This window comes from Streptomyces sp. NBC_00102 (genome assembly GCF_026343115.1).
Taxonomy (GTDB): Bacteria; Actinomycetota; Actinomycetes; order Streptomycetales; family Streptomycetaceae; genus Streptomyces.
Window position 1 is genome coordinate 1,420,839 of the sequence record NZ_JAPEMC010000001.1, and the last position, 24,157, is coordinate 1,444,995.

The 24,157-nt window shown below is 70.9% G+C and carries 14 protein-coding genes; 4 read left to right on the forward strand and 10 right to left on the reverse strand.

Features of this window, described 5'->3' with window-relative positions:
* The first annotated feature begins 7 nt into the window (after window positions 1–7).
* On the forward strand, window positions 8–1,090 hold the full coding sequence (locus OHA55_RS06330; protein ID WP_266710443.1) for a PDR/VanB family oxidoreductase: 1,083 nt from the start codon (window positions 8–10) through the stop codon (window positions 1,088–1,090).
* 73 nt (window positions 1,091–1,163) lie between these two features.
* Entirely contained in the window at window positions 1,164–1,886 is a 723-nt protein-coding gene (locus OHA55_RS06335) for a TetR/AcrR family transcriptional regulator (protein ID WP_266703610.1), read from the forward strand.
* A 33-nt stretch (window positions 1,887–1,919) separates the two neighbouring features.
* Here the strand turns inward: OHA55_RS06335 and OHA55_RS06340 are convergent, their stop codons facing one another.
* From OHA55_RS06340 to OHA55_RS06380, 9 genes are all read right to left on the reverse strand, one after another.
* Window positions 1,920–2,270, reverse strand: coding sequence for a 5-carboxymethyl-2-hydroxymuconate Delta-isomerase (locus OHA55_RS06340; protein ID WP_266703612.1), 351 nt, complete (start codon window positions 2,268–2,270; stop codon window positions 1,920–1,922).
* 150 nt (window positions 2,271–2,420) lie between these two features.
* Window positions 2,421–4,496 carry an NB-ARC domain-containing protein gene (locus OHA55_RS06345; protein WP_266703614.1) on the reverse strand — a complete coding sequence of 692 codons (2,076 nt, stop codon included), beginning with the start codon at window positions 4,494–4,496 and terminating at the stop codon, window positions 2,421–2,423.
* Window positions 4,497–4,700: 204 nt separating this feature from the next.
* Complete coding sequence (gene pulA / locus OHA55_RS06350) at window positions 4,701–10,010, reverse strand: pullulanase-type alpha-1,6-glucosidase (RefSeq protein WP_266703616.1); 5,310 nt, start codon at window positions 10,008–10,010, stop codon at window positions 4,701–4,703.
* 115 nt (window positions 10,011–10,125) lie between these two features.
* Window positions 10,126–11,859 (reverse strand): carbohydrate-binding module family 20 domain-containing protein, encoded by a 1,734-nt coding sequence (locus OHA55_RS06355; RefSeq protein ID WP_266703618.1) that lies wholly within the window; start codon window positions 11,857–11,859, stop codon window positions 10,126–10,128.
* 512 nt (window positions 11,860–12,371) lie between these two features.
* The gene (locus OHA55_RS06360) at window positions 12,372–13,448 is read right to left on the reverse strand and encodes a LacI family DNA-binding transcriptional regulator (RefSeq protein ID WP_266703620.1); all 1,077 of its coding nucleotides are present in this window, start codon (window positions 13,446–13,448) and stop codon (window positions 12,372–12,374) included.
* Complete coding sequence (locus OHA55_RS06365; RefSeq protein WP_266703622.1) at window positions 13,433–15,109, reverse strand: alpha-amylase family glycosyl hydrolase; 1,677 nt, start codon at window positions 15,107–15,109, stop codon at window positions 13,433–13,435. The genes OHA55_RS06360 and OHA55_RS06365 overlap by 16 nt, the downstream gene beginning before the upstream one ends.
* Window positions 15,110–15,252: 143 nt before the next feature.
* Window positions 15,253–16,131: a sugar ABC transporter permease gene (locus tag OHA55_RS06370; RefSeq protein WP_266703624.1), complete on the reverse strand. Its 879-nt coding sequence runs from the start codon at window positions 16,129–16,131 to the stop codon at window positions 15,253–15,255.
* Entirely contained in the window at window positions 16,128–17,141 is a 1,014-nt protein-coding gene (locus tag OHA55_RS06375; protein ID WP_266703626.1) for a carbohydrate ABC transporter permease, read from the reverse strand. Before OHA55_RS06375 ends, OHA55_RS06370 begins: the two co-directional genes overlap by 4 nt.
* Before the next feature lie 19 nt (window positions 17,142–17,160).
* Window positions 17,161–18,435 carry an extracellular solute-binding protein gene (locus OHA55_RS06380; protein ID WP_266703628.1) on the reverse strand — a complete coding sequence of 425 codons (1,275 nt, stop codon included), beginning with the start codon at window positions 18,433–18,435 and terminating at the stop codon, window positions 17,161–17,163.
* A gap of 371 nt (window positions 18,436–18,806) precedes the next feature.
* On the opposite strand from OHA55_RS06380, the gene OHA55_RS06385 reads away from it, so the two are divergent.
* Entirely contained in the window at window positions 18,807–19,829 is a 1,023-nt protein-coding gene (locus OHA55_RS06385; protein WP_266703630.1) for a LacI family DNA-binding transcriptional regulator, read from the forward strand.
* A 108-nt stretch (window positions 19,830–19,937) separates the two neighbouring features.
* Window positions 19,938–21,023: a phosphatase PAP2 family protein gene (locus tag OHA55_RS06390; RefSeq protein WP_266703632.1), complete on the forward strand. Its 1,086-nt coding sequence runs from the start codon at window positions 19,938–19,940 to the stop codon at window positions 21,021–21,023.
* A gap of 76 nt (window positions 21,024–21,099) precedes the next feature.
* Here OHA55_RS06390 and OHA55_RS06395 read toward each other — a convergent pair whose 3' ends face one another.
* Window positions 21,100–24,102 (reverse strand): bifunctional [glutamine synthetase] adenylyltransferase/[glutamine synthetase]-adenylyl-L-tyrosine phosphorylase, encoded by a 3,003-nt coding sequence (locus OHA55_RS06395; protein ID WP_266703634.1) that lies wholly within the window; start codon window positions 24,100–24,102, stop codon window positions 21,100–21,102.
* Between the last annotated feature and the right edge of the window lie 55 nt (window positions 24,103–24,157).

Consider the following 24,157-nt stretch of genomic DNA (forward strand, 5'->3'; position numbering starts at 1 on the left):
CATGGCCCTGCCCCTGCCCCGTCCCCGTACCGTGCTGCTGGTAGCCGGCGCCGGTACCGCCCTGCTCGCCCGGCGTGCGCTGCGCAAGCGTGTCGCCGCCTCACCGCTCTGGCCGATGCCCGCCCTGGAGGAGCCGACCTCGGGGCGGTCGGGGCGCGGTGCCACCACCACCCGGCGGCTGCTGGTCACCGGGCGGAGCACGCCCGCCGAGGGGGTCGTGCAACTCCGGCTGGAGGGGCCGGGGCTGCCCCGCTGGGAGCCGGGGGCCCACATCGACCTGGTGCTGCCCTCCGGCGCTGTCCGGCAGTACAGCCTCTGCGGCGATCCCGCGGACCCGGGGACGTACACGGTGGCCGTCCGGCTGGCCGAGGACGGCCGGGGCGGCTCCCGCGAGGCGCACGCCCACGTGCACGAGGGCGAGGAGGTCGGGGTCCGGGGGCCCCGCAACCGCTTCCCGCTGGTGGAGGCGGACGCTTACCTCTTCGTCGCGGGCGGTATCGGCATCACCCCGGTCCTGCCCATGCTGCGGGCGGTCGCCGGTTCCGGCGTGCCCTGGCGACTGCTGTACGGGGGCCGGTCGCGGGCCACCATGCCGTTCCTCGACGAGATCGAGAAGCTCGGCGTGGACGGGGACCGGGTGACGGTCGTCCCGCAGGACACCTCCGGGCACCCGGACGTGACCGCGGCGCTCGCCGCGCTCGCCCCGGGGACGGCCGTGTACGTGTGCGGCCCCGGGCCCCTGAGGGACGCGGTGGCCGCCGCCCTGCCGGACGGCTGCACCCTGCACCTGGAGCGCTTCGCGGCCGGGGCTCCCGGCGAAGCGGATTCCGGCGCCTTCGAGGTGGAGCTGCGGCGCTCCGGGCGGACGGTGCGGGTGGCGGCCGGGCAGTCGGTGCTGGCGGCCGTGCGCGAGGAGCTGCCCCATGTCTCGTACTCCTGCGAGCAGGGCTTCTGCGGTACCTGCCAGCAGCGGGTGCTGGACGGCGAGATCGACCACCGGGACGAGCTGCTGACGGACGCGGAGCGTGCCGACTCGATGCTGCTGTGCGTCTCGCGGTGCCGGGGCGGGCGGTTGGTCCTCGACCTGTAGGCGGTGGCGGGCTGCACCGGCGGGTTGGCCGGGCCGGTCCCGCCGTCCGCCGGGCCCCGGTTAGGCTGTCCGCATGACCACCGGGGTGCGGCGCAGAATGGGTGTCGACGAGCGCAGACAGCAGTTGATCGGCGTCGCACTGGAGTTGTTCAGCAGCCGCTCCCCCGACGAGGTGTCGATCGACGAGATAGCCGCCGCGGCGGGCATCTCCCGCCCCCTCGTCTACCACTACTTCCCGGGCAAACAGAGCCTGTACGAGGCCGCGTTGCGGCGGGCCGCCGACGAACTGGCGGAGCGCTTCCTGGAGCCGCGCGAAGGTCCGCTGGGCGCGCGCCTGTTGAGGGTGATGGGCCGGTTCTTCGACTTCGTGGAGGACCACGGGCCCGGCTTCTCCGCACTCATGCGGGGCGGCCCGGCGGCCGGTTCGTCCACCACCAACGCCATGATCGACGGGGTGCGGCAGGCCGCGTACGAGCAGATACTCAGCCACCTGGGGGTCGAGGTCCCCTCGGCCCGGCTGGAGTTGGTGGTGCGCACCTGGGTGTCGCTCGCCGAGGCGACGGCACTGCTCTGGCTGGACGGGAAGCGGGTGCCGCGCACGGAGCTGGAGCGCCAGCTGGTGCACGACTTCGCCGCGCTGGCCGCCGTGAGCGCCGCGTACGACGAGGAGGTGGCCGGCATCGTGCTGCGGGCCCTCGAACAGGAGCCCCCGGACGGCCCGTTCGGTGAGCTGCTCATCCGGCTCGCGGCGCTGACCACCGGGACGCCCACCGTCCCCCCGCAGCGGCAGCCGTGACCGGCGGCCGCGCGGAGGAACCGGCTGCGCGGCTCAGCTCCTGCGGTACGAGGGGTCGATCTCGCGGGTCTCGACGGAGGTCTCGACCCGGAGTCCGTCGGCCGGCTTGAGGTGCTCGCCGAGCAGCGCCAGCACGGCTTCGGTGAGGCGGCCCCGGACCTCCGGGGTGCGGCCGGGCTGTATGGCGATGACGATGTGGATGACCGAGCCGTCGACGGCCTCCTCCCCCACCAGCGTCTCGTCGACCTGACGGAGTCTGGTCTTGCAGGCCGACGCCGAGGTGGTGATCGTCTCGGCGATCAGGGGGTGCAGTTCGGCGGCGAATCCCCGGCGGTCGAAAGCGTCTTCGAGTCCGGCCGAATAGTCGATGGTGATGTGCGGCATCAGGCGCTCCCGGTGCGGGTGGTGCGGGCATTGTCGCTGATCACCTTCGCCCGGCCGGCCCCGCCCGCACAAGCGCGTCTCACCGCACGACCGCCCGTTCCCGGGGCGTGCGGCCCGTTCCCGGTCCCGCGCCCGTACCCGGACAAGGGGTCAGATCCTGGACTCGTCCCAGAGCGCCGCCGCGAGACCCGCCTCGGCGCTGTCGGTGCGGCCGCGCTCGAAGGCGCGCTGGTAGGCGCGATCACCGACGGACTCCCGGGCCCGGCGCTCCCAGGAATCGCGGACCGGGGCGACGTCGGGGGTGCCGCGCTGCGGGTGCCCCACCATTCGCCAGTACACCTGCCCGGTGCCGTAGACCCGTGCGGCGCGCGCGCCTTGGCCCTGGGCGGCGATGGCGGAGGCGAGGATGTCGAGGCCGAGGGCGATGCCGAAGCTGTCGCGCAGCCGGTGCTTGCCCTGGAGCATGGTGCGGGCGTGCGCCGCCGAGACGTCCGGGCGGCCTTGGAGCAGCGCGATCAGGGCGAGTTGGTAGTCGGCGTACGAACGGGTCCAGTGTTCGTCGTGCTCCTCGCAGGCGGCCCTGAGCACGGCGGCGGCCTCGGCGGCCTCGGCGAGGCGGCCGAGACCGCTGAGGGAGAAGACCGTGATGAGGTGGCAGCGCAGCCGGTAGGCCGACTCGACGGTTCTCGCCTCGGTCAGGCGCAGGGCGCGTTCGGCGGCCTTGAGGGCGGTCCGCGGTTCGCTCTTCATGATGTGGGTGAGCCCGGCCAGATAGGTCGAGTTGAGGATTCCCTCGTCGTCTCCGTCGGTCTCCGCATGGGCCGTGCACTCGGCACCGAGTCGCTCGGCGACCTCGAAGTCGCCCTGGAGCAGGGCCGCGACGCCCATGACCCAGAGCAGTCGGGTGCGGTCGGGGCCGTCGAGCGGGCCGCCGCGCAGGGCGCGCCGGGCGTAGCTTCGGGCGGCGGTCAGGTGGCCGCAGCAGCTCCAGAAGAAGCCGATGCGCCCAGCCATCTCCTGGGCGGCGCGGACGTCGTGGACCAGCAGGTGGTCGAGGGCGGCGCAGAGGTCGAGGTGGCTGTCGGAGACCTTGTGGTACCAGGCGACCTGGTCGCGGCCGGTCCATCCGGAGTGGGCCCGGCGGGCGAGGCCCAGGAAGCGGGCGGCGTGCCGGCGGGCGGCTCCGGCCACCTCCTCCTCGCCGAGCTCGATGAGCCACATCCGGCCGTACTCGCGCAGGGTGTCGAGCATGTGGTGGCGTTCGTCGTCGCGTTTGACGACGGATTTGGCGACGAGTCCGCGCAGCGCCTCGGTCACCTGGTCGGGGCCGAGCGGTCCGCCGGCGCAGACCTCCCGGGCGGTCTCCTCGTCGAAGTCGCCGCGCAGCGGGGTGAGCCGGGCCCACAGCAGGCGTTCCAGAGGGGTGCAGAGCTCGTGGCTCCAGCCGATGGTGGTGAGGAGGGCGCGGTGGCGGCGGGGGCCCTGGGAGTCGTCGCTGAGGACGTCGAGGCGGGAGCCGAGCCGGTCGGCGATCTGGCGCAGGGTGTGGCGGCGGGCCGAGGCGGCGGCCAGTTCCAGGGCGAGCGGGAGTCCTTCGAGGCGGCGGCAGATCTCGTCGGCGGCCTCGGTGTCGGCCGGGCGCCGGAAGGTGATGCCGGGGGCCGACACGCGTACCCGGTCGCGGAAGAGGGTGAGGGCGTCGCTCTCGCCGTCGTAGGGCAGCGGGGGGACTTCCACGAGGTTCTCGCCGCGGACGCCGAGGGGCTGCCGGCTGGTGGCGACGACGGTCAGACCGGGGGCGATGGTGAGGAGTTCGCCGAGGAGGTGGGCGGTGGGGGCGCGCAGGTGTTCGCAGGAGTCGAGGACGAGCAGCATGTTCTTGTCCGCGAGCCATTCGCAGAGCGCGTCCACGGGCATCCGCAGGGCGTGGTCGGCGAGGCCGACGGCGTCGGAGACGGTGGGCAGCAGCAGCTCGTCGCCGTAGAGCGGGGAGAGGTCGGCCCACCGGACGCCGTCCTGGTAGCGGTGGCCGACGAGGTGGGTGGCCCGGCGGGCGAGGCGGGACTTGCCGACGCCGCCGGGACCGACGAGCGTGGTCATGCGGTGGGGGGTGAGCCGGTGGCCGACGAGGTAATAGGGCGTCAGGGCACTTTCGAGACGCAGGAGTTCCACGCTTCGCCCGATGAAACTGGTCGTCTCCTCGGGCAGGTTTCCCACGATCTTCATCATCACCGTCCGGCGTGCTCGGGCCTGGTGCGCCGGCCGGCCGGAGGGGGTCACCGGCCGACCGGACCGGCCGGCCCCCGGCACCTCTCCCGTACGAGGGGTGAGGTGCGGGGACCGGCCGGTTGTGGCGGAGTTACGGTGCTCGGCGCCGGGCCGCTGCGGCTCCGTCGCCGACGCGTGCGGTCACACCGTAGCCCGTCGGTGTCAGCGATGTGAAAACACGGCGACGGTCCGTCCGGGGACGGTGAAGCTGCCGGATTCCGCTTCGTACCGCGACTGCTTGACGGTAGGGTCCGCGCCCGTCGCCTGTACCGGGTGCAGGGCGTAGTCCTTGCCCGCCGCCGCGTCCACCTTCTGGGTGGTGGAGGACGGGGTGGCGTTGATGACGACGACCAGGTCGCCGAGGGTCATGGTGATGACGCCGGGGGTCTCGTCCTTGCCGGAGAGCGGGAAGGCGAGGGTGGACTGCACCTGGGAGGCGGAGGTGAGGGCGAAGGCCTTCTCGGTGCTCCGGATCTTCAGCAGGTCCTGGTAGGCGGCGGACGCGCCGTTGATCTGCGCGCAGCCGGGGGTGAGGTTGGGGTTGGTCAGCAGCGGGGTGGCGTAGGACCACTTGTCCTTGTTGTCCGCGGCCGGCGGCAGGCCGCGGCCGAAGCCGTTGCCGTCCTGGCAGTTCCAGTGGATGGCGTTGTACCAGTCGCCGCTGTCGAAGGAGTTGCGGTCCAGGGACTTGGAGCGCAGCTGGTCGGTGCCCGCCTGGGAGAGCGAGGGCCCCTGGGAGAGGGTGGAGATGCCCATGGCGAGGACCTGCATCCTGGCCCGGTCCGCGGCCGAGGTGTCCGCGGGGAGCTTGAACGCGAGGGCGTCGTAGAGGCTCTCGTTGTCGTGGGCGTCGGAGTAGGCGAGGGCGTCGCCGGGCGCGGCCGCGTATCCGGCGGGCTGGCCGTTGTAGTCGACGCCGGCGCCGGTGACCTCCTTGCCGGAGGTGTCGGTGAAGGTGTAGTCGGCGAGGCTGCCGGTGAGGCCGACCTTGATCAGGTCCTGGTAGTGCAGGAGGCGGGCCTTCTGCTCGGCCTCGGTGCCGTTGGCGGTGGAGTCGTTGGGGTCGGTCCAGAGGCCGGAGGCGAAGCCCTGGACGCCGGGGTCGGAGTCGAAGGGGCCGCCGCCGCGGACCGCGTCACGGGCGCGGTCGGAGAAGGTGGCGATGCCGGTGCCGGCCATGTTCTTCTGGGTGGCCTGGACGAAGCGGGCGTCGTCGGCGATCTCGCCGAAGTTCCAGCCCTCGCCGTAGAGGATGATCTTCTTCCCGTCGACGCCGTCCTTGGCGAGCGTGAGGCCGTCGAGCGCCTTCCGCACGGCGAGGATGTTCGCCTTGGGGTGGTGGCCCATCAGGTCGAAGCGGAAGCCGTCGACCTTGTACTGCTTGGCCCAGGTGACGATCGAGTCCACGACGAGCTTGCCCATCATCGCGTTCTCGGGCGCGGTGTTGGCGCAGCAGCTGGAGTTGGCGACGGATCCGTCGTCCATGAGCCGCTGGTAGTAGCCGGGCACGATCCGGTCGAGGATCGACTTGTCGTCCTGGCCGGAGGCGACGGTGTGGTTGTAGACGACGTCCATGACGGTGCGCAGTCCGGCGTTGTTGAGGTCCTGGACCATTTCCCGGAACTCGACGGTGCGCTTGGTGCCGTTCGGGTCGGAGGCGTAGGAGCCCTCCGGGACGGTGTAGTGCAGCGGGTCGTAGCCCCAGTTGAAGCCGTCCTTGGCGGCGGCGGCCGTGACGCAGGCCTGCTGCTCGTCGGAGTCGGGGGCGTAGACCTTGAGGTCACAGGCGGGCTGCTGCTGGTCGGACTTCTTCTCGGAGATGGTGCCGATGTCGAAGGCGGGCAGCAGGTGCACGTAGGAGGTGCCGGAGTCGGCGAGCTCCTTGAGGTGCTTCATGCCGTCGGAGGCGGTGTCCGTGAAGGCGAGGTACTCGCCCGGGTGCTTGGAGGTGGGGTCCGCGATGGAGAAGTCGCGGATCTGGAGTTCCTGGATCTGCGCGCCGCTGATCGGGACGGCGGCGGGCTTCTTCTGGGTGGACCAGCCGGCGGGCGCGAGCTTCGGGTCGGCGAGGTCGACGACGAGGCTGCGGGCGGAGTCGGTGGTCAGCGCGGTGGAGTAGGGGTCGGTGACCTTGTTGGTGACGAGCTTCTGGACGGTGGGCGCCCAGACCTGGACGACGAAGCGGTAGGGCTTGCCGCTCCAGGACTTGGTTCCCTCGACGGACCAGACGCCGGTGGTGTCGTCGCGCCGCATGGGGACGGTCTTGCCGTCCAGTTCGAGCTGGACGGTACGGGCGGTGGGGGCCCAGACGGAGAGCGTGGGTACGCCCTTGTCGAAGACGGGGCCGAGGGCGGCGCCGGTGGCCTTGGGGTACAGGCTGTCGAGCACGCCGGGGATCTGTACGCCGGTGGCGGCGAGGAGGGCGCCGTTGGCGGCGCGCTGGGTGGCGATCAGCTGGCCGCGCAGGGATTCACGGATGCGGTCGCGGTCGCGGACGTCGACCTGGAAGGCCGGGTAGTCCTTGAGGTGCGGGTACTTCGCCTTCTGCGCGTCGGTCAGGGCGGTCGGGTTGAGCCGCAGCCACTGGCCCTCGTCGGAGAGCGCCCCGTCGACGACGGAGATCCCGCCGTTCTTCGCGTAGACGAGCTGCTCGCTGGTGGCGGCGGTGGCCTTGACCTTCCAGACGACGGTGTCGGCGTCGATCCACTGCGCCTCGGCCTTGGTCAGGTCGGGGGCGGGGACCCCGGCGGCTGCCGGGAGGAGGTAGTTCGCGGTGCCGCCGAGCATCCAGACCTCGTGGCCCTTGCCGGCGAAGTCGAGGGACTGGTCGCTCGGGAGGTCCTTCTCGTCCCCCTTGTGGAGGATGTAGCTGAGCGAGGTGGCGCCCTCGGCGAGCGGGACCTCGAAGGTGACCCCGTAGGCGTCCTTCTTCACCGGCTGGAGCGGCTTGGCCCAGTCGGTCGGGTCCTTGGCGCCGGTCCAGGTGTGCAGGCCCCAGCCGTCGTAGTTCCCGTCCTCGCGGTGGTAGTGCAGGACGGCCTTGGTGGTGTCGGTGGACGGGCCGGCGCCGTCGGGGACCTCGGTGACCTGGCCGTCGTCGCCCTGGGCGACCCAGACCTGGCCGGTGGTGGAGAGGTCGACGGTGCGCTGGGGGCCGTCGGCGGTGCCGTCCTTCTCGATGGTGTACGGCACGGTGGAGGTGCCCTCCGCCAGCTTCAGCCAGGCGAACGCACCGTAGGCGTCACGGCCGGTGAACTCGGCGGTGGTGTCACCGGACTTGAGCTGCCAGCCGGTGTAGTCGCCGTCCGCGCGCTGGTAGTGGACGACGGCGTAGTCGCGCTCGACGGCCACCGGCTTGGCGGCGGGCGGTGCCTGACCCGCGGTGGTGGAGGCCAGCGCACTGGCGGTGCGCCCGGCCCGGTCCACGACGACGGCCTTGTACCGCAGGGGCGTTCCGGCCGCGACGGTGTCGTCGACGACCTGGGTGACCTTGTACGGGGCGTGGTCGGCGGTGCCGAGCGTGCGCCACTTCCCGTTGCCGGTCTGGGCGGCGAAGACCACGCGGTCGAGCTGGCCGCCGGTGACGTCGGCGGAGATCTCGACGGTGCCGGTCGCGCCTGCCGCCGGGGCCTTCAGGGTGACCGTGGGCTTGGTGGCGGGGGCGGCGAGGGGCTGGTCGGCGCGGAGCACGATGCTGGACAGGGCGGGCACCGTGACGGTGATCTTCTTGTCCGAGCCGCTGCGCACGGTGGCGGAACCGCCGTAGATCGTACGGAAGTTCATCCGGGCGGACTCGGTGGTGAGCTCGACGGTCCGGGGTTCGGTGCCGTTGTTGACGGCGACGAGGTACTCGCTGGAGTGCTTGGCATCGATGCGGGAGTACGCGTAGACGGAGCCTTCGGCGTAGCGCTCGGTCTGGACGCCGTCCCGCAGGGCCGGGTTGTCCTTGGTGAGCTTGGAGAGCGCGGCGATCGACTTGTACAGCGGGTGCGTGGTGTCGTACGCGTCGGAGGCGTGCGTACGGTCGGTGCCGAGCTGGTCGTCGTCGAGGTAGTCGGCGATCTTGGTGGCGAAGAGCGGCTGGCGGGCGTCCTTGTCGCCACCGGCGCCGGTGTAGCCCTGCTCATCACCGGAGTAGACGACGGGGTTGCCGCGGCCGAGGAACATCAGCTCGTTGGCGAGCTTGTCGCGCTTGACCAGTTCGGCGTCGGAGGCGTTCGGGTTGTCCTGCTTCAGGAAGGTCCCGATGCGGCCCATGTCGTGGTTGCCGAGGAAGGTGACCTGCTCGTAGGCGTTCGCCTTGTCGGTGGTGTACCGGTAGTCGTCGGCGTAGAGCGCGGCGAGCTTGGAGGCCGGGGCGCCCTGGGAGGCGTACTGGCGGGCGGCTTCCTGGAAGGGGAAGTCCAGCGTCGCGTCTAGCCGGCCCTGGGTCACGTACGGCGAGGTGATCGCGGTGTCGGCGGAGTAGACCTCACCGAACATGAAGAAGTCGTCGCGGCCGTGCTGCGCGGCGTACGTGTCGAGGGCGGTCGCCCACTGGGTCCAGAAGTCCATGTCGACGTGTTTGACGGTGTCGATGCGGAACCCGTCGATGTCGAAGTCGCGGACCCACTTCTCGTAGATCTTCTCCATGCCGGAGACGACCTCGGGACGCTCGGTCCACAGGTCGTCGAGGCCGGAGAAGTCGCCGTAGGTCGTGGACTCGCCGGCGTAGGTGGAGTCGCCCCGGTTGTGGTACATCGTCGGGTCGTCGAGCCAGGACGGGACCTTCTTGGCGGTCACCTTCGGGGTGTACGGGAACGAGTCCGCGTCCACCTTCGCCATGCCGTCGCTGTCGTCGAAGGGGCGGCCCTCGGTGTCGAGGTAGGGGTAGGCGCCCTTCGGCTGGTAGCCGTAGGTCTTCTCGGTGTAGTCGACGGTGTCGGCCGTGTGGTTGGTGATGACGTCGAAGAAGACCTTCATGCCCTTGCCGTGGGCCTTGTCGATCAGCTTCTCCAGGTCGGCGTTGGTGCCGAAGTGGGGGTCGACCTGGGTGAAGTCGGTGATCCAGTAACCGTGGTAGCCGGCCGAGGCGTCGGCTCCGGTGCCCTGCACGGGACGGTTCTTGAAGATCGGCGCGAGCCAGATCGCGGTGGTGCCGAGGCCCTTGATGTAGTCGAGCCGCTTGGTCAGCCCCTTGAGGTCACCGCCCTGGTAGAAGCCCTTGTCCGTGGGGTCGTACCCGGTCTCCAGGCGGGAGCCGGTCAGGCCGCCCTTGTCGTTGGAGGTGTCGCCGTTGGCGAACCGGTCGGGCATGACGAAGTAGAACTGCTCGCGGGTGAGGTCCTGGCGGGACGACTCCTTGGCGAGGGACGCGTCCGAGGGCGGAGACGGTGGTCTGGTCGCGGCGGACGCGGTCGCCGCCGGTACGACGGGCAGCAGCGCGGCGCACAGCGCGGCGACGGCTCCCCGTCGGAGGGTGCTACGGGACACGGAGGGTTCTCCTCGGACTGTGGGTGGGGCGGTAGTGCCGGCCCGGCGGGGGCGGCATGGGAAAAGGGGCGGGCCGGGAGGCGTCTGTGCGCACCCCCGGCCCGCCCCTGGTCCTTCAGCTGCGCCAGACGTCGCTGGTCAGCGTGGTCTTTCCGGTGGCAGGCACGGTGGCGGTGCGGTTGGCGCCGCTCTCCCAGGTGACGTTCCCGGCGGCGTCCTTGCGGAGGTACTTGTACTCGAAGGAGGTGCCGGCGGGCAGGGACACGTCGAGCTTCCAGACGGGGTACGTGGCCGGGTCGAGCTTCAGGGCGCTGTTCGGGTCCCAGTTGCCGAGGGCCGACTGGTTGCCGGTGACGTAGATGTTCTGGCCGAGCGTGGTGGTGGCGTTGACGCCGAAGGTGGCGCCGGAGGCCGTGGTGCCCGTGCCGGGGTCCGTGCCCGTGCCGGTCCCGCTGCCGGTGCAGGTACGGGCGTTGATGTGCAGGGCGAGCGCGGTGTCGGCGCCGAGGGTGGCGGTGAACTGGCCGGAGGAGTTGACCGTCACGGCGTTGCCGGTCTGCACGTCGCAGTAGGAGCCGGCGGGCAGCCCGGTCTGGAAGGTCCGGGTCAGCGAAGAGCTCTCGTGGTTGATGGCGACGTACGCCTTGGCACCGCGGCCGAAGGCGATCTGGTCGGCGCCGTTGTCCCACCAGTTGGTGACGGCCTCGCCGCGGGCGGTGTTGCGGAAGGCGACCATCGAGGAGATCTGCGGCCAGGCGTGCTGGCACTTCCAGCCGTCGGTGTAACAGGCGTTCACCTGACCGCCGTTGGGCGGTCCGGCGTCGACGTCGCTGAACTCGTAGCCGGAGTGCACGTCCGGGGAGCCGTACGGGTAGGCGAGCATGAAGACGTTGGCCAGCGTGTAGGAGGCGCCCGCCTTGTAGTTGAGGGTGTCGCCGCCGCGCTCGGTGTCGTGGTTGTCGACGAAGACCGCCGACTGGGCGGAGGGCATGAAGCCCCAGCCCTCGCCGTAGTTCTTGAGGTTGGCGAGGTTCTCGTTGAGGAAGGTCTGCTTGAGGCCGCGGGCGTAGCGGAACTCCTGGACGTCGCCGTTGCCGGTGTACTCGGAGGGCTGGACGGCCTCGCCGGCGCCGTAGATGGCCTCCTGCTTCCAGTACGCGTTCGGGTTGGTCAGCCGGGACTTGATGTTGGCGAGGTCGGCGGCCGGCATGTGCTTGGCCGCGTCGATCCGGAACCCGTCGACGCCGAGGGAGAGCAGGTCGTTCATGTACCCGGCGATCTTGCCGCGTACGTACTCCTCGCCGGTGTCCAGGTCGGCGAGGCCCACGAGTTCGCAGTTCTGGACGTTGGCACGGTCGCCGTAGTTGCTGATCTGCGACTGGCAGTCGTTCATGTCGTTGACCGAGTAGAGGCCCGGGTAGTCGTACTTGGTGTACGAGGATCCTCCGGTGCCGGTGCCCGAGCCGGCCGACATGTGGTTGATGACGGTGTCGGCGACGACCTTCACCCCGGCGTTGTGGCAGGTGGTGACCATGTTCGCGAAGGCGGTGCGGTCCCCGAGCCGTCCGGCGATCTTGTAGCTGACCGGCTGGTACGAGGTCCACCACTGGCTGCCCTGGATGTGCTCCATGGGCGGGGAGACCTGCACGAAGCCGTAGCCGGCCGGTCCGAGGGTGCTGGTGCACGCCTGCGCCACGGAGGCGAACTTCCACTCGAACAGAACGGCGGTGACGTCCTTGGTGCCCGGGGCCGCCGCCTGGGCGGTACCGGCTCCGACGCCTGCGGGGACGACCAGCGCGGCGACTCCGGCCGCGAGGGCGAGAGCGGCGGACAACGGTCTGCGTGCCATGTTCTTCCTCCTGCTGTGGGGGAAACGCGGGTGACCGAGCAGCCTCACGTGACAACGCGCCGTGCCGGAAGGCTCTTGAATGTTCTTGCAGCAAGACTGGAAACCCAGTCGCAGCGCAGACCGTACGAGCCCGTCAGGCCGGGGTCAATACTTTGGACACGACCCGCTCACATCCACGAAACGCTGCATTTTTCTGCCTGCAAGGACTTACGCAAGATATTGCGAGCCTGTTACGTTCATGGGGACTCCGGTCCGGTCGGCCGGGGGTCCGCGCTCCGGCGCAGGGCCCCACGCGCCCGGCCGGCCGGGCCGGTCGACGCCGACGAGAGGCACTGGGAGTCACACTCCCCGCCGGTCCAATCCTGGGCCGACTTCCGGTGCCTCTCCTCCGCGTCACTCCCTCGGAGTCCGCGGGTTCTCACCGGATCTCCCGCACCGTGTCGCGCGGTCGTGCAGGGGCGCGAAGAGCCCCCGTGCGGCGCGCGACCCCCCTCCGGCCGCGCGCCGCCCGTTCATGCCCCCCGTACCGCCCGTACCGTCCGCAGCGCCGCGGTCGACCCGCGTACCACCAGCTCCGGCTGGAACACGTACTCCGTGCGCTGCACGGGACTTCCGGCGATCTCCTCCAGAAGCGCCCCCACCGCCGCCGCGGCCATCGCCTGCACCGGCTGGCGCACGGTGGTCAGCGGCGGGTCGGTGAAGGCGATCAGCTGCGAGTCGTCGAAGCCGACCACGGAGACGTCCCGCGGGACCTCCAGGCCCCTCCCCCGGGCCGCGCGCACCACGCCCAGCGCCATCAGGTCACTGCCGCAGACGATGCCCGTGCACCCCTGGTCGAGCAGGGCGCCGGCCGCCACCTGGCCGCCCTCCACGCCGAACAGCGTCGAGCAGACGAGGAGTTCGGCCTCGTCCCGGGTCATCCCCAGCGTGCGGACCGCCACGTCGAGGAACCCGTCCCGCTTGCGGCGGGAGGGCACGTAACGCTGCGGCCCGATCGCCAGGCCGATCTTGCGGTGGCCGAGGGCGGCGAGGTGGCCGACGGCCATCCGCACGGCGGCGGCGTCGTCCGGCGAGACGAACGGGGCGCTGATGCGCTCGTTGTACCCGTTGATCAGGACGAACGGTACGCCGCGCTCGGAGAGTTCGGCGTACCGCGCCGGGTCGGCCGACAGGTCGGCGTGCAGACCGGACAGGAAGACGATGCCGCCGACGCCACGCTCGACGAGCTGTTCGACCAGCTCGTCCTCGGTGGCGCCGCCCGGCAGCTGGGTGCAGAGCACGGGGGTGTACCCGTGCCCGGCGAGGACCTGCTCGACCGACTGCGCGAACGCCGGGAAGATCGGGTTGACGAGTTCAGGTGTCACCAGCCCGATCAGCCCGGCGCTGCGCTGGCGCAGCCGCACGGGACGTTCGTAGCCGAGGATGTCCAGCGCCGCCAGCACCCGCTGCCGGGTGCTGTCGGCGACACCCGGTTTGCCGTTGAGCACCCGGCTGACGGTGGCTTCGCTCACCGCGGCCTGCCCGGCGATGTCGGAGAGCCGCAACGCCGAGCCGGTCCTGGGTGCGGGGACGGTCACACCGTCCACCACACCGTGGTGTCGGCGGGGATCTCGGCCTCGCTGCCCTCGACGGTGACCGGGGCGCTGGAGACCAGCACCGTGCCGGGGGCGGGGACCCGCACCGGGGCACCGGTCGTGTTCACGGTGCAGACGAAGCCGGGGCGGGCGAAGGAGAGGACGCCCTCGGGGCCGTCCAGCCACTCCACGTCCGTACCGGCGCCGAGGCCCGGCAGGTCGCGGCGGGCCGCGATGGCGGTGCGGTACAGCTCCAGGGTGGAGCCCTCCACGCCGGTCTGCGCCTCGATGGACAGCTCGCCCCAGCCCTCGGGCTGCGGGAGCCAGCTGCCGCCGTCGCCGAAGCCGTAGCTGCTGCCCTCGCGGGTCCACGGGATCGGGACGCGGCAGCCGTCGCGGTAGCCGTCCTGGCCGTCGGCGCGGAAGAACGACGGGTCCTGGCGGGCCTCGTCGGGCAGGTCGGTGACGTCCGGCAGGCCGAGTTCCTCGCCCTGGTAGACGTAGGCGGAGCCGGGCAGCGCCAGCATCAGCAGGGTCGCGGCGCGGGCGCGGCGCAGACCCATCTCACGGTCGCCGGCGGTACGGATCTGGGTGCCCAGGCCCGGCTCGTTGGCGAAGCGGGTGGCGTGCCGGGTGACGTCGTGGTTGGAGAGCACCCACGTGGTGGGCGCGCCGACCGGGCGCATCGCGGCGAGCGAGGAGTCGATGACGGTACGCAGCGCGGCGGCGTCCCAGTCGGTCGACAGGTACTGGAAGTTGAACGCCTGGTGCATCTCGTCGGGGCGCACGTAGTTGGCGGTGCGCTCGACGGTCGGGGTCCACGCCTCGGCGACGGCGATGCGCTCGCCCGGGTACTCGTCGAGGATGATGCGCCAGCTGCGGTAGATGGCGTGCACGCCGTCCTGGTCGAAGAACGGCATGACGTCGTTGCCGAGCAGCTTGAGCTGGTCGTGCGAGCCGAGGTCGGGCAGGCCCTCGGCCTTGACCAGGCCGTGGGCGACGTCGACGCGGAAGCCGTCGACGCCCATGTCGAGCCAGAAGCGCAGGATCGAGCGGAACTCGTCGGCGACGGCCGGGTGCTCCCAGTTGAAGTCCGGCTGCTCGGGCGCGAAGAGGTGGAGGTACCACTCGCCCGGGGTGCCGTCCGCGTTCACGGTCCGGGTCCACGCCGGGCCGCCGAAGATGGACTCCCAGTCGTTGGGCGGGAGTTCGCCGTTCTCGCCCTTGCCGGCGCGGAAGTGGTAGCGCTCGCGCAGGGCGGAGCCGGGGCCCTCGGCCAGCGCGCGCTTGAACCACTCGTGCTGGTCGGAGGAGTGGTTGGGGACCAGGTCGACGATGATGCGCAGGCTCAGGGCGTGGGCCTCGCGGATGAGGGCGTCGGCGTCGAGGAGGTTGCCGAACATCGGGTCGATGGCCCGGTAGTCGGCGACGTCGTAACCGGCGTCGGCCTGCGGGGAGGCGTAGAAGGGGCTCAGCCAGACGGCGTCGACACCGAGGTCCCGGAGGTACGGGAGGCGTGCGGTGACGCCCGCGAGATCGCCCATGCCGTCACCGTTGCCGTCGGCGAAGCTCCGTGGATAGACCTGGTAGATCACCGCATCCTGCCACCAGCCGGTGCGGTTGTCCGGGGCGTCGTCGGACGTGCCGGTGGAGGGGGCAGCGAGGTGCTGGGTCATGTCGTCCCTGGGGTGTCTGGGTGGGGAGCGGCGCCGGGGTCCTGGTCGGGAGGGTCCGGCGACGCCGTGACGAATGCGGTGACGCGTGGGGGTGGGTGACGGTTCGGCGGTGTCCGCGGGTCAGGGTCGGACACCGCCTCCGGTCAGCCCTTGACTGCTCCGGCCGACATTCCGGTGACCAGGTGCTTCTGCGCGAACAGGAAGACCAGGGCGGCCGGGATGGCGATGAGGACCGACGCGGCGGTCATGGGGCCCCACTGGGCTCCGTACTGGTTGACGAACTTCTGCAGTCCGCCGGCGAGCGTGAGGTTCTCGTCACCGACCATGAACGCGGAGGCGTACGCGACCTCGCCCCAGGCGGTGATGAAGGAGTAGAAGGCGGTGACCGCGAGGCCCGGCTTGGCCAGCGGCAGCACGAGCCGCCAGAACGTGCCGAACGGGGTCAGGCCGTCGACCTGTCCGGACTCGTCGATCTCGCGCGGGATCGTGTCGAAGAAGCCCTTCATCATCCAGGCGCAGAACGGCACCGAGATGGTGAGGTAGGTGATCACGAGGCCGGCGGGCTGGTTGAGCAGTCCGAGGGTCGCCATGATGTTGTAGATCGGCACGATCAGGACCGCGACCGGGAACATCTGCGTGATCAGCAGGGTCCACATCAGTCCGCGCTTGCCGGGGAAGCGGAAGCGGCTGACCGCGTAACCGGTGGTGGCGGAGACGAAGACGCCGAGGACCGTGGAGAGGCCCGCGACCAGCACCGAGTTGCCGAACCAGGTGACGAACTCGGTGTCTTTGATCAGGTTGGTGTAGTTGACGAACGTCGTGTCCTTGAAGAAGTCCGTCGTCGTCGCGTACTTGGCCGGCTTCAGCGAGGTCAGCAGGACCCAGAGCACCGGGAAGACCGCGATCACCGAAGTGATGATCAGCGTGACGTGCAGTGCCACGGAGGCGAGCGGAGAACGCTGCCCGCGCAGGCGCGGCTTGCGTGCGGCCCGACTCCCTCGGGTGGGGGTGAGGGTGGTCACCAGACATCTCCCTGCTTGCGGAGCACTCGCCGGTAGACCGCGGCGAAGATCATGAGGAGGACGAGGATCAGCACGCCCCACGTGGAGGACTGCGCGAAGTCGCGCGGGCTGATCTCGAAGGAGAACTTGTACGCCTGGGTGACGAGGATCTGGGTCGACTCACCGGGGCCGCCCCGCGTGAGCAGGAAGATCACCGGGAACATGTTGAAGGTCCAGATCGTGGAGAGCAGGACCACCGTCGTGGAGACCGGAGCGAGCCCCGGCACGGTGATGTGCCGGAAACGCTGCCAGGCGGTGGCACCGTCCATCTCGGCCGCTTCGTACTGCTCCGCGGGTATGGACTGCAGACCGCCGAGCAGGGCGACCATCATGAAGGGGACGCCGAGCCAGACGTTGACGGCGATCACGGAGAACTTCGCCCAGGTGGGGTCGTTCAGCCAGGGGACGCCATCGATGCCGACACCGCCGAGCATCGCGTTGAGGATGCCGCGCTGGTCGTTGAAGAGGAAGCGCCAGGCGAAGACGGAGACGAAGCCCGGCACCGCCCAGGGAAGGATCAGGGCCATGCGGTAGGCGGAGCGGCCGACGATGCGCCGGTTCAGGATGTTGGCGAGCGCCATGCCGAGGCAGAACGTGATGCTCACGCAGGCGATCGTCCACACCAGTGTCCAGCCGAGCGTGGAGGTGAACTCGCCGCCGGTGAGCGCGTCCTTGTAGTTGTCCAGGCCGACGAACTTGTAGGTCGCGGGGATCTCGTTGACGCCGATGGAACGCGCCACGTTGCGCTCATTGGCGTCGGTCAGCGACAACCAGATGCCGCGGACCAGCGGATAGCCGATGATCACGCCGATGACGAGCACCACCGGGGCCACCATGACCCAGGCGTACCAGTGCGTGGACAGAGAGCGCCGGAGCTTGCCCGGCGTCGGGGTACCAGTAGCGCGGCTCCGGCCGCGGGCGACGTCGTCGCCCGCGGCCTTTGCCACCGACTGGCTGGTGTGGACAGCCATCAGTCGGCCAACCTTCCTGTTACTTCCAGCCCTTGAGGAGCTTGCGGTACTCGTCGCCGCTGTCCTTCGCGGCCTTCTCCGGAGTGGTCTGACCGGTGAGGACCTCGGTGTACTGCGTGACCAGCGGGGCGAAGAGGCTGCCGCCCTCGGGGATCCACGGGCGCTCGACGGAGGTCTCGACGACCGGCTTGAAGAAGTTCACGATCTCGCTGTCGACGGCCTCCTTGCGGGCGTACGCCGAGGTGCGGGTCGGGAGCAGGTTCAGCTCACCGGCGGCCGTGGCCTGGGCGTCGACGGAGGTCATGTAGTCGACGAAGGCGTAGGAGGCGTCGAGGTTCTTCGAGCCCGCGTACACCGCGAGGTTGTGACCGCCCTGCGGGGCGCCCTGGGCGACGGAGCCCGCCGGCACGTTGGTGATGCCGAGGTTGGAGGCGTCCTTGAACTGGTCGCCGGTCAGCGTGTCGGCCACGGCCCACGGACCGTTGATCATCATGGCGACGTCGCCGGACTTGAACGACTGCATCATGTTGTCCCAGCCGTCCGTGGCGTCCGTCTTGGCGGCACCGGAGTCGACCAGGTCCTTGACGACCTTGAACGCCTTGACAGCCTCGGGGCTGTCGATCTTGACGGTCTTGGTGTCGGCGTCGACCAGGTCGCCGCCCTCGCCGTACAGGAAGGAGAGGAAGTAGTACGCGTCGTCGCCACGGAGGTAGAGGCCGGTCTTGCCGGTCTTCTTCTTGATGGCGGCGGAGGCGGTCTTCAGCTCGGCGACCGTGGTCGGGACCTCGACACCGGCCTTCGCGAACATCGCCTTGTTGTAGAAGATGCCCATGGAGTCGATGACCTGCGGCACGGCGTACGTCTTGCCGTCGTACTTGGTCGACGCGACGGCCTGCTTGAGGAAGTCGTCCTGGTCCCGGAGGGCCGGGGTTCCGTCGAGCGGGGCGAGATAGCCGAGGTTCGCGAAGTCCGGGGTCCAGGCGACCTCGGAGCGGATCACGTCGGGAGCGCCGGTGCCGGCCTGGGCCGCGTTCTTGAACTTGTTCTGCGCGTCACCGAAGGGCACGTTGACGTACTTGACGTCGACCTTGGGGTGCAGCTTCTCGAAGCCTTCGGCGATCTTCTTGAAGACCTTGTCCTCACTGCCGACGCTGGAGGTGTCCCACCAGGTGACCGTGCCGGAGAGCTCGCCCGAGCTCTTGCTGCTGCTGCCGGACTTGTCGTCGCTGCCGCACGCGGTCGCCGCGAGCGCCAGGGCCGCGACCAGGACGGTGGCCGTTATGCCACGTCGCATGTGAACTCCTTCAACTGCCGTACCGCTCCGTCGCGGCGCCGGGTCGACCAGGAACGTAACAAGGATGAAAGAAGTCCGAAAGACCTTGCGGAACTTTTCTGCAAGACGCGGCGATCGTTACATGCGCGTGTCCTCAAGGTTGCCGTCACGATGCTTGACGCGGAGTGCATACCCCTGCTGTCGCAGGTCACACACGGGTTCCGGTTGATGTGACCATCGGACTGCAAGGTGCGCAGCCGGGTCCGCAAGGAATTGCAAGATGTTGCCGAAGACGCCCCGGCGAGACCGCGGGGCCGGTGACGGAAAGGGCGTACGAGGCTGAAACCAGGGCCCTGTGGGCAATCCGGGGGGCGCCCGGTACAGTCCCCCCCATGACCGCACGGCTTGCCGATATCGCAACTCAGGCGGGGGTCAGCGAAGCGACGGTCAGCCGGGTCCTGAACGGCAAACCCGGTGTAGCGGCGGCCACCCGTGAATCCGTCCTCGCGGCACTCGACGTCCTCGGGTACGAGCGCCCCGTACGACTGCGCCGGCGCAGCGCCGGACTGGTCGGCCTGATCACGCCCGAACTGGAGAACCCGATCTTCCCGGCACTGGCCCAGGTGATCGGCCAGGCGCTGACCCGCCAGGGATACACCCCCGTGCTGGCGACCCAGACGCCCGGCGGCTCCACCGAGGACGAGCTGACCGAGATGCTGGTCGACCGGGGCGTGTCCGGGATCATCTTCGTCTCCGGGCTGCACGCCGACACCTCCGCGGACATGGGGCGTTACGAGCAGCTGCGGGCACAGGGTGTCCCGTTCGTCCTCGTCAACGGTTTCTCCGCGAAGGTCCAGGCGCCGTTCATCTCGCCGGACGACCGGGCGGCGATGCGGCTGGCGGTGACGCATCTGGTGTCGCTCGGCCACACCCAGATCGGCCTCGCGGTCGGCCCCAAGCGCTTCGTGCCGGTGCTCCGCAAGATCGAGGGCTTCCACGCGACGATGGGCGAGCAGCTCGGTCTGGGCGAGGAGCAGGTGGAGGAGCTGATCCAGCACTCCCTGTACACGCTGGAGGGCGGCCAGGCGGCGGCCACGGCGCTGATGGAGCGCGGCTGCACCGCGGTGGTGTGCGCGAGCGACATGATGGCGCTGGGCGCGATCCGGGCGGCCCGCCGGCTGTCGCGGCAGGTGCCGCGCGATCTCTCGGTGGTCGGTTACGACGATTCGCCGCTCATAGCCTTCACGGACCCGCCGCTGACCACCATCCGGCAGCCGGTGACCGCCATGGGGCAGGCCGCGGTACGGACGTTGCTGGAGGAGATCGGCGGTACGCCCGCCCCGCACAGCGAGTTCGTCTTCATGCCCGAACTCGTGGTGCGCGGTTCGACCGCGGCGGGGCCCGGCCCCGCCTGACACCTGTCTCGATGATGGCACCCTCCTCCTCCGGGTGCAGGACGTGCGACCGGAACCCGACCGGAGGATGATCGGGCGGTGGGGGCGTATCTGGCAGACTCTGTGCCCATGGGTGATTCTCAGGTGAGTACACAGGAAGGCCCGTCGGTGGCCTGTCCGTCACCCACCAAGGACAAGACGGACAGCACGGGCGATCACGGAAGAAAAGGTCTGACGGCGCGACTGCGTGGAACGCGGTCACCGCGTCGGCCACGCCTGTGGTTCGAAGTCCTTCTGATCGGGGTCAGTTACTGGCTCTACTCGCTGGTGCGCAACGCCGTCCCGGAACAGCGGTCGGCCGCACTGCGCAACGCCGACTGGGTCTGGTCCTTCGAGAACACGCTCGGTGCGGGCTTCGAACACAGCGTCAACCACGCGGTGAACTCGGTGACATGGCTCATCGTCTCGATGAACTACTACTACGCGACACTGCACTTCATCGTCACCATCGGGGTACTGGTGTGGCTGTTCCGCAGTCACCCGGGCCGTTACGCGGCGACCAGACTGGTCCTCTTCGCGACCACGGGCGTCGCCCTGCTCGGCTACTACCTCGTCCCGCTGGCGCCACCCCGGCTCATGAACGGCGGCACCTTCGTCGACACGGTTCTGGTGCACCACACCTGGGGCTCGATGGCCTCGGGCAACCTCAAGAACATGTCGAACCAGTACGCCGCGATGCCGTCGATGCACATCGGCTGGTCGCTCTGGTGCGGGCTGACGATCTTCGCGCTCGCCTCGGTGCCCTGGGTCCGTGTGCTGGGGCTGCTCTACCCGGTCGCCACCCTGGTGGTGATCGTGTCGACGGCCAACCACTTCTGGCTGGACGCGGTGGGCGGGATGGTCTGCCTGAGCTTCGGCTTCGCCGTCGCGTACGTCGTGTACGGCACGCTCCCCCACCGCCTGGCCCGCCGGGTCGAGCCGCCACGCACCCCCTTGCGGACCCGGCTCGTGGGACTCGGTACGGCCCGGGGCAGGTTCGCCGCGGTCCGCGCCCCGGGGTGGGCCGCCGCCTCCCCGGCGGCCCGGGACGCTTCCGCCGCGGAGCCGGGCACCAAGCCCGCCGCCACGCCCGTGACCAAGCCCGCCGCCACGCCCGTACCGGCTCCGACGGGCACGGCGGCGACGGAGACACCGGGAGCACCGGGACGCCGCTGAGGGGCGTGTACGGGGCGCAGCGGCTCGTGCGGATAGTCCCGCACGCCCGGCTCACGCCCGCGCTCGGCCCTCGCTCTCAGGCCCCGTAGAACCGCTCGTCCACCACCGCGCGTGCCCGGCGCGTGATGCGCCGGTAGTCGTCGAGCATGGTTCCCGCGTTGCCGGGTTCGTAGCCGAGGTAGCGGCCGACCGCGGCGAGCTCGCGGGGTGCGGACGGGAAGGTGTCCCCCGGGCGCCCGCGCACCAGCATCACGGCGTTGCGGACCCTGGTGGCCAGTACCCAGGCCTCGTCCAGCACGGCCGCGTCCTCGGCCGGGATCAGCCCCGCCGCACGGGCCGCCGCCAGCGCCTCGCGGGTCCTGGTCGTACGGAGTCCGGGCTCGGCCCAGCCGTGCTGCATCTGCATCAGCTGGACCGTCCACTCCACGTCGCTGAGGCCGCCCCGGCCGAGCTTGGTGTGGAGCGTGGGGTCGGCGCCGCGCGGCAGGCGTTCGGACTCCATCCGGGCCTTGAGACGGCGGATCTCGCGCACCGCGTCGTCACCGAGTCCCTCCGCCGGGTAGCGGAGCGGGTCGATCACGTCGATGAAGGCGCGTCCGAGCTCCTCGTCGCCGGCCACCGGTTCGGCGCGCAGCAGGGCCTGGCTCTCCCAGACGAGAGACCAGCGCCGGTAGTACGCCTCGTACGACTTGAGGGAGCGGACCATCGGGCCGCTCTTGCCCTCGGGCCGCAGGTCGGCGTCGATCAGCAGCGGCGGGTCGGCGGTGGGCAGCTGCAGGAGCCTGCGCATCTCGGCGATCACCGTGTTGGCGGCGCGGGCGGCCTCCTCGTCGCTCACCCCCTCGCGCGGGGCGTGCACGAAGAGCACGTCGGCGTCGGAGCCGTAGCCCAGCTCGTGCCCGCCGAAGCGGCCCATCCCGATGACGGCGAACCGGGTCGGCAGGGTGTCGCCCCACTGGGCGCGGACGGCGGCGCGCAGGGCGCCGGCCAGGGTGGCGGCGTTGAGGTCGGTGACGGCGGAGCCGATCCGGTCGGCGAGGGCGCCGTGGTCGGGCTCGGCGGGGTTCTCCTCGGTGCCGTAACTGCCGATGAGGTCCGCCGCCGTCGTGCGGAAGAGTTCGCGCCGGCGCACGCCGCGCACGACGGCCACCGCGGACTCCGCGTCGGGCGCCCGGCCGACGGCGGCCAGCACCTCCTGGTCCAGGTGCTCCCTGGTGCGCGGGCGGAGGCCCCCCGGGTCGCCGAGGATCGCGACCGCCTCCGGCGCCCGCATCAGCAGGTCCGGAGCGAGCCGCCCGGCGGAGAGCACCCGGGCGAGGTTCTCGGCCGCGGCACCCTCGTCGCGCAGCAGCCGCAGGTACCAGGGGGTACGGCCGAGTGCGTCGGAGACCTGGCGGAAGCCGAGGAGACCGGCGTCCGGGTCGGCTGAGTCGGCGAACCAGCCGAGCAGCACGGGCAGCAGCGTCCGCTGGATCGCCGCCTTGCGGGAGACCCCCGAGGAGAGAGCCTCCAGGTGCCGGAGGGCCGCGGCCGGGTCGGCGTACCCGAGGGCTTCGAGCCGGGTGCCCGCCGCCTTGGCGGAGAGCCTGCTCTCGCCGGGGGCGAGCTGGGCGACGGCGTCCAGCAGCGGGCGGTAGAAGAGCTTCTCGTGCAGCTTGCGGACGACCGAGGCGTGCCGTTTCCACGCCCGGTTCAGCTCGGTCACCGGGTCGGTGCGCAGCCCGAGCGAGCGGCCGAGCCGCCGCAGGTCGGCCTCGCCCTCGGGGACGAGATGGGTGCGGCGGAGCCGGTAGAGCTGGATGCGGTGCTCCATGAGGCGCAGGAAGCGGTACGCGTCGTCGAGCTGGGCGGCGTCCGCGCGGCCCACGTAACCGCCCTCGGCGAGCGCCCGCAGCGCCTCCAGGGTGGTGCCGCTGTGCAGGGAGGCGTCGCTGCGGCCGTGCACCAGCTGGAGCAGCTGTACGGCGAACTCGACGTCGCGCAGTCCGCCGGGGCCGAGCTTCAGCTCGCGGTCGACCCGGTCGGCGGGGATGTTGTCGACGACCCGGCGGCGCATCTTCTGCACGTCCGGAACGAAGTTCTCCCGGTCGGCGGCGTGCCACACCAGGGGGGCCACGGCATCCACGTACGCGGCCCCCAGCTCCGGGTCGCCGGCCACCGGGCGGGCCTTGAGCAGCGCCTGGAACTCCCAGGTCTTGGCCCACCGCTGGTAGTAGGCGAGGTGGGAGGAGAGGGTGCGCACCAGCGGGCCGTTGCGGCCCTCGGGGCGGAGGTTGGCGTCGACGGGCCAGATGGTGCCCTCGACGGTGGTGTCCGAGCAGATCCGCATCATGTGCGAGGCCAGCCGGCCGGCCGCCCGCATGGCCGCCGTCTCGTTCTCCGCTTCCAGCGGTTCTCCGACGAAGATCACGTCGACGTCGGAGACGTAGTTCAGCTCGTGGCCGCCGCACTTGCCCATGGCGATGACGGCGAGCCGGCAGAGCGCCGCGTCCTCGGGGGCCGCGGTGCGCGCGATGGCGAGCGCGGCCCGCAGGGTGGCCGTCGCGAGGTCGGCCAGCTCGGCGGCGGTCTGGGCGAGGTCGGTGGTGCCGCAGACGTCCCTGGCCGCTATGGCGAGCAGGCACCGGCGGTATCCGACGCGCAGCGAGTCGGGGTCGGTGGCCTCGGCGAGGTGGCGTTCGAACTCCGGGACCCCGGGGTGCAGGTCGGCCGCTTCATAGGTGACCAGTTCCTTCCAGTCGTACGGGTGGCGGGAGAGATGGTCGCCGAGGGCCTCGGAGGCGCCGAGGACGCCGAGCAGCCGGTCCCGGAGCGGTTTCGCGGTCACCAGGGTGTCGAGCAGCAGCCGCTGCTCGTCCTCCGTCTGCGCCTCCACGATCCGTACGAGCCCCCGCAGCGCCAGGTCCGGGTCGGCGGAGGCGCCGAGCGCCTCCACGAGGACCGGATCCGACCGCACGGCAGTGAGCGCGGGCAGCTGCAGCAGCCGCTCCGCACCCGAGGGGTCCGTGAAACCGTGGCGCAGCAGCCTGCTGAACGTGCTGCTCCTGCGCCCCGGATTCGGTACCGGCACCGTCGTCATACCGTGCTCTCCTGCCCCGCGAACCCCGCGTGTGGTGGGGGTTCGAGCGTAGCCC

Excerpts from the sequence above, each read along its gene's own strand:
- OHA55_RS06390 (WP_266703632.1), top strand. The coding sequence starts at position 19,938 with ATGGGTGATTCTCAGGTGAGTACACAGGAAGGCCCGTCGGTGGCCTGT.
- OHA55_RS06395 (WP_266703634.1), bottom strand. The coding sequence starts at position 24,102 with ATGACGACGGTGCCGGTACCGAATCCGGGGCGCAGGAGCAGCACGTTC.
- OHA55_RS06335 (WP_266703610.1), top strand. The coding sequence starts at position 1,164 with ATGACCACCGGGGTGCGGCGCAGAATGGGTGTCGACGAGCGCAGACAG.
- OHA55_RS06380 (WP_266703628.1), bottom strand. The coding sequence starts at position 18,435 with ATGCGACGTGGCATAACGGCCACCGTCCTGGTCGCGGCCCTGGCGCTC.
- OHA55_RS06355 (WP_266703618.1), bottom strand. The coding sequence starts at position 11,859 with ATGGCACGCAGACCGTTGTCCGCCGCTCTCGCCCTCGCGGCCGGAGTC.
- OHA55_RS06365 (WP_266703622.1), bottom strand. The coding sequence starts at position 15,109 with ATGACCCAGCACCTCGCTGCCCCCTCCACCGGCACGTCCGACGACGCC.
- OHA55_RS06375 (WP_266703626.1), bottom strand. The coding sequence starts at position 17,141 with ATGGCTGTCCACACCAGCCAGTCGGTGGCAAAGGCCGCGGGCGACGAC.
- OHA55_RS06340 (WP_266703612.1), bottom strand. The coding sequence starts at position 2,270 with ATGCCGCACATCACCATCGACTATTCGGCCGGACTCGAAGACGCTTTC.
- OHA55_RS06385 (WP_266703630.1), top strand. The coding sequence starts at position 18,807 with ATGACCGCACGGCTTGCCGATATCGCAACTCAGGCGGGGGTCAGCGAA.
- OHA55_RS06345 (WP_266703614.1), bottom strand. The coding sequence starts at position 4,496 with ATGAAGATCGTGGGAAACCTGCCCGAGGAGACGACCAGTTTCATCGGG.